Annotated in this window: 12 protein-coding genes; 11 read left to right on the forward strand and 1 reads right to left on the reverse strand. The window is 40.4% G+C overall.

Features of this window, described 5'->3' with window-relative positions:
- Positions 1-2 precede the first annotated feature (2 nt).
- From cntD to EJQ19_RS04755, 10 genes are all read left to right on the forward strand, one after another.
- Positions 3-824: a staphylopine uptake ABC transporter ATP-binding protein CntD gene (gene cntD / locus EJQ19_RS04710; protein WP_126140055.1), complete on the forward strand. Its 822-nt coding sequence runs from the start codon at positions 3-5 to the stop codon at positions 822-824.
- A complete protein-coding gene (locus tag EJQ19_RS04715; protein WP_126140034.1) occupies positions 811-1,554 on the forward strand; it encodes an ABC transporter ATP-binding protein in 744 nt (247 codons plus the stop codon). Before cntD ends, EJQ19_RS04715 begins: the two co-directional genes overlap by 14 nt.
- Before the next feature lie 50 nt (positions 1,555-1,604).
- Positions 1,605-2,798 carry a staphylopine family metallophore export MFS transporter CntE gene (cntE, locus tag EJQ19_RS04720; RefSeq protein ID WP_126140035.1) on the forward strand — a complete coding sequence of 398 codons (1,194 nt, stop codon included), beginning with the start codon at positions 1,605-1,607 and terminating at the stop codon, positions 2,796-2,798.
- 981 nt (positions 2,799-3,779) lie between these two features.
- A complete protein-coding gene (locus EJQ19_RS04730; protein ID WP_241242734.1) occupies positions 3,780-4,313 on the forward strand; it encodes an RNA polymerase subunit sigma in 534 nt (177 codons plus the stop codon).
- A gap of 136 nt (positions 4,314-4,449) precedes the next feature.
- Entirely contained in the window at positions 4,450-4,608 is a 159-nt protein-coding gene (locus EJQ19_RS31715; RefSeq protein ID WP_164716317.1) for a hypothetical protein, read from the forward strand.
- A 215-nt stretch (positions 4,609-4,823) separates the two neighbouring features.
- Entirely contained in the window at positions 4,824-5,036 is a 213-nt protein-coding gene (locus EJQ19_RS04735; RefSeq protein ID WP_241242735.1) for a DUF3888 domain-containing protein, read from the forward strand.
- Between the two features lie 800 nt (positions 5,037-5,836).
- On the forward strand, positions 5,837-6,748 hold the full coding sequence (locus tag EJQ19_RS04740) for a CapA family protein (RefSeq protein WP_126140037.1): 912 nt from the start codon (positions 5,837-5,839) through the stop codon (positions 6,746-6,748).
- A 184-nt stretch (positions 6,749-6,932) separates the two neighbouring features.
- A complete protein-coding gene (locus EJQ19_RS04745; RefSeq protein WP_126140038.1) occupies positions 6,933-8,390 on the forward strand; it encodes a spore germination protein in 1,458 nt (485 codons plus the stop codon).
- Positions 8,387-9,502 carry a GerAB/ArcD/ProY family transporter gene (locus tag EJQ19_RS04750; protein ID WP_126140039.1) on the forward strand — a complete coding sequence of 372 codons (1,116 nt, stop codon included), beginning with the start codon at positions 8,387-8,389 and terminating at the stop codon, positions 9,500-9,502. The genes EJQ19_RS04745 and EJQ19_RS04750 overlap by 4 nt, the downstream gene beginning before the upstream one ends.
- 2 nt (positions 9,503-9,504) lie before the next feature.
- Complete coding sequence (locus EJQ19_RS04755; RefSeq protein WP_126140040.1) at positions 9,505-10,599, forward strand: Ger(x)C family spore germination protein; 1,095 nt, start codon at positions 9,505-9,507, stop codon at positions 10,597-10,599.
- 186 nt (positions 10,600-10,785) lie between these two features.
- Here the strand turns inward: EJQ19_RS04755 and EJQ19_RS04760 are convergent, their stop codons facing one another.
- Positions 10,786-12,795: an ATP-binding protein gene (locus tag EJQ19_RS04760; protein WP_126140041.1), complete on the reverse strand. Its 2,010-nt coding sequence runs from the start codon at positions 12,793-12,795 to the stop codon at positions 10,786-10,788.
- A 443-nt stretch (positions 12,796-13,238) separates the two neighbouring features.
- Here EJQ19_RS04760 and EJQ19_RS04765 point away from each other — a divergent pair.
- Positions 13,239-13,498: aldo/keto reductase (locus EJQ19_RS04765; protein WP_164716318.1), on the forward strand; the 260-nt coding region annotated here is incomplete at its 3' end.

The following is a 13,498-nucleotide window of genomic DNA, read 5'->3' on the forward strand; positions in this document are numbered from 1 at the left end:
TGATAAATATTTTAGAGGTGGCGAATTTGAAGATATGGGACAGCCGCACTGGCAATGTGGTTATTCCGAATAGTTCATTTAATGTCAAAAAAGGAAGTTGCCTTGCTATTGTAGGCGAAAGCGGGAGTGGAAAGTCTTTAACCTGCCGGGCTATTATGAGATTAAATAAAGTTCATCTCCGCCAATCTGGAGACATCCTGCTCGGTGGCATCAATTTAAGTGAGCTTTCTGAAAAAGAGATGCGAAATAAAAGAGGGAAGCAGCTTTGTATGATTTTGCAAAACGGCATGCGTGCCTTTGATCCTTCTTGTGTGATTGGGGTTCATTTAAAGGAAACACTCGCCTGGCATTTCGGCTGGAGCCGCGAGGAAATTACCGCAAGAATGAAAAAGGCAATGGAAAGCGTGATGCTGAAAGACCCGATCGCGGTGATGAATCAGTACCCACATCAATTGTCGGGCGGTATGCTGCAGCGGGTTATGATAGCGCTAGCTATCGTGCTGGAGCCAGACATTGTCATCGCAGACGAACCGACGACAGCACTTGATACGATCTCGCAATTCGAGGTCGTGGAACAGTTTATACAGTTGAGGGAGAAAATGGGCTGCTCGATGATTTTTGTTTCTCACGATTTGGGAATTGTCCAGAAAATAGCGGATGAGGTTCTGGTCATGAAAGATGGAGAAATTGTGGAGAGAGGGACAACCCGCGCAATCTTCTCTGACGCTCAACACGAGTATACCCGTTATTTAGTTTCTACAAGGTTGGCGCTAAATAACCATTTCAAGAGAATTATGGGAGGGGTTAGCGTTGCTGAGCGTTGATCGTGTGGAGAAATCTTATAAAAAGGGCGGATTGTTCTCTCGGCAAAGACAGATCGTGTTGAAAAATATTAGTTTCGATTGCCAACAAGGAGAATGTCTGGGCATTATCGGAGAAAGCGGAAGCGGTAAATCTACCTTAGGGCGATTGCTGTTAGGGATTGAAAAGCCGGATCATGGACACGTTTTGTTTGAAGGAAAGCGTATAGAGGAGCGAAGAGCGAGATTGGGAAACATCAGCGCGGTATTTCAAGATTATACTTCCTCTATTAATCCATATTATACTGTAGAGCAGGCCATGATGGAGCCCTTGAGACTGAAAGGAATGGCAAAACAGGAGATAGCAAGCAAGATTGATCTACTCTTGTATCAAGTCGGGCTGAACCCGTCTTATCGCTCCAAATACCCACATGAGTTATCAGGCGGTGAAGCACAGCGAGTGTGCATAGCAAGAGCAGTTTCAACGGAACCAAAATGTATTTTATTGGATGAGGCCATCAGCTCTTTGGATGGTTCTGTTCAAATCCAAGTGCTTGAATTGTTACGAAATTTAAGGCAAATCTATCAAATGGCTTTTATTTTCATCACCCATGATATACAGGCCGCTGCCTATATTTGCGATAGAGTCATGATCGTTAAAGACGGCCAAATTGAAGAAATGGTCAGGATCGAACAGTTAAAAGACGTACAGTCCGCGTATTCAAGGAAGCTGCTTCAGATGATTATTACGTAGCGATAAAGCAAAGAGCATTATCAAATAGAATTACGGAAGGAGGAAGCATTTTGAGAGGAGCTTTGTCGTGGCCTTTTTTGCGGCTATATCTATTGACGATTTTGTACTTTAGCGCTAACTCCATATTGAATGTCATCATTCCTTTGAAAGGCGAATCACTAGGAGCTACGAATACGACGATCGGAATCATTATGGGGGCGTATTTGTTTACAACGATGTTGTTTCGGCCGTGGGCAGGCCAAATGATTCATAAATACGGGGCAATTAAAGTTTTGCGCACAATTCTTGCCATTAATGGATTCGCTCTCATCTTATACACCTTTACTGGATTGGAGGGCTATTTCGCTGCTCGTATATTGCAAGGCGTGTGCACTGCTTTTTTCTCCATGACCTTACAGTTGGGCATTATCGACGCACTTCCGGATAAGGATCGTTCACAAGGAATTTCGATGTACTCCTTATGTGCTTCTATACCGGGAATTATTGGTCCTCTACTGGCTATAGGTATTTGGCAAACAGGGGATATGAATGTTTTTACAGCTGGTATGTTTGGAATTGCAATTCTTACAGGAGTAGTGGGCTATAGTGCCAAAATGGACAAAAAGGAGGCGGAGCCTAATTCCAGTCCGTCAGGGCAGCATACAACGATGCTTCAGTCTTTCAGCCAACTGGTCAAAAACCCGCATTTATTCAAATGCAGTATGTTGATGCTGATTGCTTCCCTGGTTTTTGGAGCGGTGACAACTTTTATACCGCTATATGCGCCTCAAATTGAAGGCGGCAATGCAGCCATTTATCTCATGATACAAGCAGGGACGGTCGTCGTTGCCCGGTTTGTGTTGAGAAAGAAAATCCCCTCAGATGGCAAATGGCATTCGACTTTTATCATGTCAATGGTGCTTATTGTAGCTGTAGCGGCTCAAAGTGTAAGCTTTTCTGTAATGGGAGGAGCTGTATTTTTCTATGTCGGGGCCCTCCTAATGGGGATTGCTCAGGCAGTCCTCTATCCTACGTTAACCACGTATCTGACTTTTGTATTGCCGCAGATGAATCGTAATGTGTTAGTCGGCTTATTTATTGCGATGGCTGACTTGGGTGTATCCCTCGGCGGAGTCATTATGGGCCCGGTCGCGGACCTTTCCTCCTATTCATTTATGTATATGATATGCGCCATTCTAGCCGTACTGATGATTCTATTTGCCTATGAAAGAAGTAAGGTAGTTGGTGAACTAAAAGACATTTAAACGAATGATCGTATTGACCTGAACGCCAAGAAAGGCACCTGTTGTAGGTGCCTTTTAATTTCGCCGTTATAGCGTATAAGGAGAACCGTATTATAAATGGCGCTAAAATTCGGAGATTCCACACTCCGAAAATTTTTGTACCTGGCTATCCTTACCTTAGTGGGCACAAACCCTGTTAGGTCGTGCAGTAACTCCTTAATAATTATCTTTAGTAAAGGGTAGGAATTGGGGGGCACGCAACGACATCAATAATTCTTGGATCAATGCCATAAAACATCCAAAACACACCATTCCACCTATAACCTGAAACTTCACCGTACTCTACACGAGTCGGATAAAACCAGAAATTGTCTCCATTCAGAAGCCAGACATATGTGTATTCATATAAACAGTCAACTACATAGGATGCCTCAGGTTTTGGGGGGATGAATGCAGGTGGAGGAGATTGCGGTTGTCTCATGTACACCACCGGTTGTGGGAAAAAAAACATTGAATTCCACTTCCTTTTATGAAGTTTAAGCTTACCCGTATTTCATACTATGTGGGTAAATAACTATTTGATTGTACTGGTGCCTAAGACGATGAAGAAGTCAGTCTATCACATGTAGTCCGTCTTTAATCCATGTGTTCCTCTGTTCCCGCATGCCTTACATGGTAATCTTAAGGGTGAACTGATCGCATTTCCTTTCGTATACTCTAATCCAAAGTGATGAAATCCTGCGAATGAATGAGTATTCGTTAGATAAATACTTAATACTGAGGGACTGGGAACGATTGTTGAATAACCAGGGAGCAGAACGCCGCGGCCGGCAGACTGTTCCCTTTTTACGTAAGGGCAGTTTTGCGCAACTTTTAATATATTTCCAGCGTCCTAATACATGGGATTATCTGTTATCTTTGGAGACAGCATATTGATTTTTTATACTTATGGAAGAAGGGGTCAGACAATATTTTTAAACCGATGAATGGAGTTGTTATTAAATGAAAATGAAGATGAAAATGGTTTTATCATTGATGGTAATACTTGTCACACTTACAGGTTGCTTTAGTAAGGGAAGTAAGAACGCTGACACAACACCACTTCAGACAGCACCTACAACCTCATCGTCAGATTTTAAATTGTCAGAGAGAGAACAAGAGGTGTATAACAACTTTCAAAAAGACTTAAATGAACAGCAGTTAAAAGGGTTAGAACCAATTAGTATAGCAAAGTTATATGTTCAAGCAAGATTGGACAATAAAAATGATGTTGTATATGCACTATATACGGATAAAAGCGGGTATGTTCAATGGTCAAAAGAAGAGGATAAAAAAATCCCAAGTTCTGATAGAGGAACAAAAGAACAAATTCTTGAAACATTTGGTAATATTGAGAAAGGGAAATTCGTACAAACAAGTGATTTTGAAGGGTATATTGAGTATCAGTCAAGCAAAGAAGCAAATAGCAAGTCAGGCTTTAACATGATTAAAGATGATGATGGTATTTGGAACGTTTCATTTAAACCTATTCAATAACTTAAATACCTCCGTTCAACTCCATCGGGATACGATAGTTGAAAAAAGGGAGTTGATCGCGCAAGTGGCAGCTACATTATTCCATGACTAGTCTAAAGTGTATGCATACATTAACTACTCTTCAGGAGGTTTTTAAATGAAAAAAAATATTTTAGGTTTTCTTCTTGGTGTCGGGGTCATGTTTTCAACTACCGTCATTGCGAGTGGTCGGATTGAAGAGGTTTCCGCCTATCTACAGGAGGTAATCCATGGGAGGGAGCTTGATTTTGCATTCTTCATCAGCAGGACCCTGTAAATTATGTGAGCACGCTTAACCATAGTGAAACTTTAAAAACAGAGGAAGTATCAATCCCTGCTGGAAAAGCAACCCTACTAACTATCGCACATGATAACTTCACGGCGGTGACACAACAGATGGGCGATGCAAAGACGGATATGAAATAGAAACTTGCCGAGGTATACTCAGATGTAATTTCAATACCACCGATTGTTCATCCAGATTCTGTAAATGTGAAGAACGTAGAAAGGGTATCTGCTTTCCGTGGTTTTGATTTTTTAATCACAATAGATGCTCAACCAATAGTCGGTCCTCATATACCTGTCGGCGAAGATGTACTTACATATCGGATCTCGGCGGCAGGAGTAGAGCTTAAAAATTTTGAACATCTTAAAGGACCAAATAAGGATGACTTCCCCCCCAATTACCAAAATCTATTGAAGTAACGGTGAACGTTAGCTGAATAAAGACACCGCGGCAACAGGCCATGGCGATCGGATGCCTTTTCCATGTTAACGGGGCAGGATACATTCAATATGTGTTAATATAGAAATAATGTTATACCGGGGGCGAAACCGATTGGGACAGTTTTCAATTGTAATACAAGTCATGAGTCTTGAACTAGTCATTGGCGGGGACATGAGTCCCAAATCGAAGAAACTTTTTGGCATGGGGATGACAGAAAAACCTTTTTCTTTAATTGGGTTCCTGAGCACCAGGAGAATTTCCTGATCTCAAGTATAGGAATTGCCGATGAGCAAAGTCTGAAAGAAGCGCTTAAACAAGCGGTTGAATTGGCTCCAAAACGTGAGCAGTAGAAGTACGCGCTTAGAAATACTAAATAACGTTACACGAGAAAACTCATGCTGGAAACAGTATGAGTTTTTTGTTTCTTATAGGAATCCGAATAATTACTGCCTTCGGTTTTCCGGCAAACCAATCATCCAACAATCGAGAAGGCTTTGAATTATTTGTGAACTGGTTCCAGAAGACTTCAGCCGAGCAAGGCTTCCAAAATTACATTGTTTTTTCAGAGGCTCCATATTACGTAATTAAATTGATAAGTCGACATCCCAAAATAAAGATGTCGGCTGGTTACTCTCATGTCGGAGGACAAATGATGTTCATCGAACCTTAAAAGGCCGTCAGGGTTAAACTGACGGTTATTCTTAATGCAAGGGTGCCTAACTTACAAGCATTTCGATTTTCAACCGCATAAGGTGTAATTATGAAAGGGGTGTGTGAATTGACGAAAATCACTATCGCTGCAGTCGGGGATTTGTTGATGAAAAAGAAGATGCTCGATTCGGCCGCACGGGAAGGCGGATTCGCCTCTATTTTTGCCAAAGTGAAACCATATCTGCGGAAATCCGATTTAACGATAGGCAATCTGGAGACGACCTTCTCCGGTAAAAATTTTCGCGAAGAGCCCGGAAAACTGTTGTTCAACTCCCCGGACGAATTCGCTGCTGCGCTCCGGAACTTGGGCTTTGATGTACTAAGCACAGCCAATAACCATTGTATGGACGGTAAACGATCTGGTTTGAGGCGGACATTAAACGTCCTCGATCGACACGGTCTGCAACATACGGGCACGTTTCGCTCGGCCCGGGAAGCCCGCCGGAAACTGATTGTTAATGTAAAGGGGATAAAAATCGGCATATTGGCTTATACGAAAGGAACGAACGGGCTCCCAGTACCGGAGCCGTGGTTAGTCAACCGGCTAAACCGGAGTAAAATAATCGCGGACGTGCACAGCTTGAAGAATAAAACGGATTTTATCATCGTATGCCTGCATTTCGGGAAAGAATTTCGAACTTATCCCGACCGCAACCAAATCCGGCTCATGCAGCTGTTGTTTCATAATGGGGTGAATGTTGTGCTGGGAGCGCATCCCCATGTCATGCATCCAATAAAAATGTTTAAGGCGAAGGACATCGACGGAATTGTTAGAAATCGGGTAGCGGCGTCTTCTCTAGGAAATTTCGTTTCCACCGAACTTCCCCGGCATACCGCTAGACTGCGAGGAACAATCTTAATGTTAACTATAACGAAAAATGCAAAAGGGGTAACGGATGTAATGAAAATGTCATGTGTATCAACCCGCATTATGCAAAATATAGGGAAGAAAAATGTTTTTCGGGTTGTGCCGGATTGATTGAATGGATATGGACAAAAGAGTTGCCTAACAATCCTTCAACAAAGGCTGGATAGGGTAGTATTCTATCGCAAGCTTGTGTTCGAAGGATATTTTTATATCTATATTGCCGGTCGTATTATTTTTAAATTACAGAGCAAGATAATACCAAATGATTTTGATTACATGAATGATGGAGAAGACTATGGTTGAAAAATACGACCCTCGAATGGAAAATAACCCCATGTCCACATGGCTTGATGAATTAAAACAGAATTTAAACCATATGGATGATGCCGAAGTCGTTGAGCACAAACTGTGTACAGGTGCTTCAGTCCATCTTTTATACATAAAAACGTTAATAGATCAAGAGCGATTAAACGAGGCGATTATTGAGCCACTTCATCGATGTGCTGGCAATTCACTTTCTTCAAGCATAACCAATGCCAAAGTGTCGGAAATTCTATCGATCGAAGATGCTCAACAAAAAATAATGCAAGGATTTATTCTTCTATACGATCCTGTCAACGCTCAATGGTTACGCGTCCAGCTGGAAAATCATTTGGGGCGGGCAATTCAATCTTCCCAAACGGAAACTGTCATATTTGGAGCGAAAGACAGCTTCACCGAACAAATCGATAAAAACATTACAATGTTGCGCAGGCGTTTGCCAATAACGACATTAAAAACGGAAAGCTTCACTGTCGGTTCACTGAGTAAAACGAAAGTTGTGTTACTGTACATAGACGGATTAATTAATCCGGAATTTGTTTCCCTTGCAAGACAGAAAATTGAAAGTGTGGATTTCGATCAATTTTTAGACTCCTCTCAGCTTGCAGCTTTTATGGAAGATCATCATCATACGGTCTTTCCGCAGTTTCTACAAACAGATCGGCCGGATGCCTGCGCCTACGCCTTAGGTGAGGGAAAGCTGACGCTCTTGGTCTCCAACTCACCGTTTGCCTTAATTGGTCCCATTACTTTTTTTCATCTATTCCAATCACCGGAAGACTACTTCCTTCGTTGGCCGGTAGCCAGTTTTTTGCGTTTAATCCGGTACGGAAGTTTTATTATTTCTTTGACAATGATTCCTTTTTATGTTGCGTTAACGACTTTTCATTACCAAATGGTTCCGCTGCCGATTCTTTTCGTATTATTGGAATCGAGAAGCAAATTGCCCTTTACTCCGATTACGGAAGGATTATTCATGATCGTAACGTTGGAAATCATCAAAGAAGCAAGTTTGCGAATGCCGACCAAAACCAGTCAAACGTTAGGGGTTATCGGTGGTATCGTCATTGGACAAGCGGCTGTAGAAGCAGGCTTTGCAAGTAAAGTATTGATCGTATTGATGGGTATATCCGCTATTGCTTTCTTTTTAGTTCCCAATTATCAAATGACAAAATCCATGGTGCTAATGCAAGTGCTTCTTCTTATCCTTGCCTCGTTTCTTGGGTTGCCGGGAATCATGATCGGGCTGATCGGGATTCTTGCTCATTTACATGGATTAACGTCATTAGGTCAACCTTTTTTAGCGCCGATTGCTCCTTTTTATGGGAAGGATTGGATCGACCTTTTTATCCGCGGCCCATTAATATGGATGAAAACGCGCCCGGCGTATCTAAAACCACTACGGAAATGGCGACAGGAGATGAAAAAATGAAGACTATATCCTTATACAATCGAACTTCCACCCTTGGCGGCACCTATTTTCTTTTATTGGTAAATCGCACACAGATGCATTATTTTGTTTTAATCATGCCGGTTTATTTGGTTCATTCGTATATGGTTTGGGGAATTGTCGTCATGGGGCTGCTCTCCCAAATTAATTTGATGATGTTGTCCAAATGGTTTACTTCCAGTTATGCAGCGAAAGGCTATCAAGGATTTGTACAGCTGTTCGGAAAACGGACGGTTCAAGTTATCGCCATATTTGGTTTTTTGATCATATTGTTAAAAATTTCAATCATCACACTGGGGTACGTTGAAATGCTCCATAGTTTTATGTATCCATCTATGAATAAAAAGTGGCTGATCCTGGCGATTCTTTTGATCAGCTTATTTGTGACTTCACATGGAATGGAGAAAACATTGCGTTTTGTCGTCATCGCCTTTCTTTGCGGGGCTTGGATCGCAATCCTGTTTATTCCCTTCTTCTTTACGCAATCTGCAAATTACCGCGATTTGTATCCTCTCATTCCCACCGAATGGTCAGAAAAATCATGGCTTGGTTTGTTGTTTATTTGGTCTGCATTATCTGGTCCAGTATACTTGGCCTTTATGGTTCCATGGTTAAGCTCCAATAAAAAAGTATTGAAATATCTGGTCATTGGAAATATGCTGACGATCATGGAATATTCATTATTGTTCATTGCTTCGGTATTGTTTTACGGTTCTAACTACTTAAGCAAGATCAATTTTCCGGTAGTACATATGGGAGGCTACATTCAAACGAGCGGTTTGGAACGAATCGATTACATCCTTATTTCTTTCCATATGTTTAATTATGTGTTTGACATTTCAATTCTTCTGTTGTGTCTTTATGGAGCCGGAAGAGTCTTTATGAGGAAAATGAACGAACGCACGACTCGGATCGGATTATTGTCGAGTTGGCTCGTTATATTGATAAGCATCATCTCAATGGATCAATGGTTATGGGAAACGGTTCCAGGTCAAAAGATGTTACTGAACACTCAAATCTGGCTCGGCGCATTCATTTATTTACTTGTTCCTACGATCCTTTTCACTGCAGTTAAACGAAAGGAGAGTATGTAGGCATGGTACCCTATAAGCACTATGGTTTATTGGCGATTGTAAGCCTTATGTGGATGGCCGGCTGTTCCTCTCCATATGTCGAGAACAATATGATCGAAGAGATCGCTCCGGTCGTTTTCTGGTCGGTTGACAAGGGGACGGAAGGAAAGTTGAGAATCAGCACTTTAGTACCACCGCTCATTAAAGAAAAAAAACGTCTTCTCTCCAAGGAAGTCGATCTGTTAAAGCAGGGTGGCAAAGAGTTTAATTTAATTTATTATCGGGAGCTAAAGCAGGGGCAGCTGCGAATGCTATTAATCAATGAGGAGCTGGCAAAAAAAGAAGGCATTGAAAAGCTGATCAATACGATACTGATTGATCCCGATATTTCAATGCGTGTCTATTTGTTGATTGTCAAAGGCAATTTTGATGAATATATAAAAAATCAATTGACGAAGCAAGAAAATCAAGATTACTTTCTTTACCGGATGTTAAAGCATTACGAGGAGCATAACCAAGGTGAAATGAGCATCGTCAATATTCATCAATTTATGAAAAATTTATATTCCCCTCTTAAAGATCCGATCCTGCCGGTTTTTCATTCGGATATGAACAATTTCAATTACGTAGGGACAGCCTTTTTCCAAAAGGATAAAGAAGTAATGGTCATTCAAGATCTGGACGATGAAATTTTTCAACTTCTGGATAACGATCATTTCCTAAAAGTCTTGGCCATTCCAAAGTTATCTGTCAGTTTAGGACGTATTCGATCCAATGTTCACATGAAACTATCGAGGGACTATTCATCCTTGTCTTTACATGTGGGATTGAACGGAAGAATTGAGGAATACCAGGGAGAAAATAATATTCGAAGTGAGGAACAATTGGAACAATTAATTCATGAGATTGAGGTCTACCTTGAGGAACAAACGTCAGATTTATTAAAAAAAATGCAACAGTGGAAAGTGGATCCCTTAGAGGTCGGAACACATTCGCTTAAGCCGTATTCTAAAGAAATAACGGAAGAGCAATGGTTGAAATATTGGGGGAATATGAAAATTAATGTTGACTATGACATCAAAATACATCCTTTAATTAATGTTGAGCGGTTGATGTAATTCAATGGAGCAGGGGACTGGGAATGAATTGCTTACAGAGATGTTATTAAAGCTGAATTATGTAATATGGGGGACAGGTCGAAAAGTGCTGCTTTTTTATTATTGGAAAATGGCAACACTAAATAAAACGCCACTTACTCAATTTTTGAAGCATTGGGAAGATGGGGGATACTTCACTTCGGCCGTTCATGCAAGCGTACTTGCGTTTGTAAGATGGCTTTTAGTAATGGGTAAAATGACATCCACAGTAGTCCCTATATTAATAGCGCTCTCAAAATGAATGGTTCCACCATGATCATGAATGATTGTTTGGCTTATCATTAAACCTAAACCAGTTCCCTTTTCTTTTGTGCTATAGAAGGGCTCTCCAAGATGTTTCAATCGTTCTGTAGTAATGCCACATCCTTGATCAACAACACGAATTTGAATCGAGTCGGTACCATGCGAAAGTGTTTGAATAGTAATAATTCCGCCATTCGGCATAGCTTCAATAGCATTTTTAAAAATATTGATAAACACCTGTTTGATTTGATTTTCGTCACAATAGATCCGTGGCAAATCTATAACGTACTTTTCTACAATCTCCACATTTTTTAAATTGGTTTGTGAACTAAATAATGTAATCACTTGTTGTAAAAGAAGCACGATATTAACTTCTTCTATTTGACGAGGTTGTGGCTTAGCGAGCATTAAAAACTCAGTTACAATATCTTCTAACCGATGGATTTCTGATAGTATTGTATCAACATAAAACGGATTTCCTCCGCCTTTTTGTAATAGTTGAACAAACCCTTTAATGGAAGTTAATGGGTTTCTAATTTCGTGTGCAACTCCTGAAGCTAACTGTCCAGCAAGAGAAAGCTTTTCTACTTTCTGTATCAATTCTTCGTTTCTTTTTCTTTCTGTGACATCTCGGAATATGGTTAAAATTGCAGGTTTTCTTTCAAAATGAATCATTGCACTCGTTACATCAATATAGATAATCTCTTCGGTTTTTAGAATGGCTTTCATTTCAACAAACGGAAGGGTTTCACTTCTTGTTAGCTTTTCCGTTCTTCGTTTGACCAAATTGACAGAATCTTCATCAAGAAAGGATTGGATATTTTGACCGATCAGTTGCTCTTCTTTCAGTATATTATGAGCTGACGGATTCGCATAAATTATTTCATTATAATAGCGAATGATAATTCCTTTCGGAGATAGTTCTACTACACTTTTATAGCGTTCTTGACTTTCTTTCCTTTCGGTGATATCCACACCGGAACCAATAACTTCAACGACTTGTCCCTCGTTGCAAATGGGACGCAACGAAACCAAAAACCAAATATTATTATATTCCATTTCATATGTGACATTTTCCTCACCTTTCCATGCACGCTTATAATATTGCAATATCGTTTCAGCATATGCATAGGGGAGAAATTCATGTAGCTCTTTTCCCATTATTTGTTCAGAGGAATGACCGAATCGATAAAGTAATTCCCCATCACATAAGGTATGTATAAACCGTCCGCTTCGCTCCTTAAACTTAAAAATCATTCCTTGTTGCATTCTCACGGTTTCGAGTAAATCTTGACGACTTAATTCTTCCATTTTTTCTTGAATAGAAATAGACGGAAAGATAATGTCTTTTTTCGTGTTTATATATAAACTTGAACGAACAAATTCATTGTCGGTCAATACATATTCGTGATTCCGCATCATACTCAATTGGAGAGAGCTTGATATAGTAGATGCATCATAAGCACAAACAGATACAAGCCCTGCATCATTTACACAACAATCCGCTCGATCTTCAAATTGTTTGAGCTTGGCAACAATACCATCTTGCTCTTCCCAACATACATGTGCCCAGGTACGAATTGTAATGTGATTCTTGAAGAAAGGATCTAATAGTTGACTGAAATGCTGAATGATGCTCTCCCCATCAAAATTTCCATTTATTTCATAAAAATCGATATTATCTACGAAATGCACCATTATGAGATCTTTTTCGGATAGAAATTTGATAAGTTTTTCACGAATCTTTGCACATCTTTCTTGAGTGTCCACAACTAAAATATGCTGGTTTAATTCAATGCCACTTACGATATAAGATATAGCATTGTTTATGTAACACTCGATATCTTCATATATATATAAAATATGTCCACCATTTGATAACTTGACAATTTTATTAAAATTGATCGAAATCATTTAATTCCTCCCTCCTATAAGAAAATTAATCAACTACGAATATAACAACTTAACGGGTGTACCCACCGATAACAGTGTCACCCATTTAAGCACTTTATCCTCTAATACAACAATTTAAATTATATCAAAAACACTTCATATAATATATCGCTTTTGATAGAAAATGAAAGTAATTTGTAGATTAAAGAAGGAATTACTCTTTATATGAAAACGTTTACTATTTCTTGTTGCATATTAAGGCAGTCACTCAACATTTGTAATACGAAAATTCATCTTCCACAATGGGGGGGGATCCGAATTGTTGGCCGCCCCTCTACTGGCGGATTGGTTGGAGAATAGGACGGGGCGCTGAGGGAAAAATATTTAAAAAATAAGGGGGCGGGCGCGTGGTAACCCTTCCTGATGGGACAACTTTGCCCAGAATCGGTCAAGGTACGTGGTATATGGGGGATGAGCCGTCGAAGAAAAATGAAGAGCTTCGCACGTTGAGACGCGGTGTGGAGCTTGGATTAAACCTGATCGATTCGGCTGAAATGTATGGAGATGGCAGATCCGAGTTCTTGGTTGGAGAAGCGATCGAAGGGATACGAGATCAAGTGTTTCTGGTATCCAAAGTGTACCCGCACAACGCGGGTCTGAATCGCATCGTCGGCAGCTGCGAACAAAGCTTGAAGCGATTAAAGACGGACCGTCTCGACCTTTA

The organism is Paenibacillus whitsoniae, assembly GCF_003955665.1.
GTDB classification, from domain to species: Bacteria; Bacillota; Bacilli; order Paenibacillales; family NBRC-103111; genus Paenibacillus_E; species Paenibacillus_E whitsoniae.

Bases quoted from the DNA above. Each gene is read 5' to 3' on its own strand.
- EJQ19_RS31715 (WP_164716317.1), top strand. From the start codon at position 4,450: ATGAAAAAAAATATTTTAGGTTTTCTTCTTGGTGTCGGGGTCATGTTT.
- EJQ19_RS04745 (WP_126140038.1), top strand. From the start codon at position 6,933: ATGGTTGAAAAATACGACCCTCGAATGGAAAATAACCCCATGTCCACA.
- EJQ19_RS04750 (WP_126140039.1), top strand. From the start codon at position 8,387: ATGAAGACTATATCCTTATACAATCGAACTTCCACCCTTGGCGGCACC.
- EJQ19_RS04730 (WP_241242734.1), top strand. From the start codon at position 3,780: ATGAAAATGAAGATGAAAATGGTTTTATCATTGATGGTAATACTTGTC.
- EJQ19_RS04760 (WP_126140041.1), bottom strand. From the start codon at position 12,795: ATGATTTCGATCAATTTTAATAAAATTGTCAAGTTATCAAATGGTGGA.
- EJQ19_RS04755 (WP_126140040.1), top strand. From the start codon at position 9,505: ATGGTACCCTATAAGCACTATGGTTTATTGGCGATTGTAAGCCTTATG.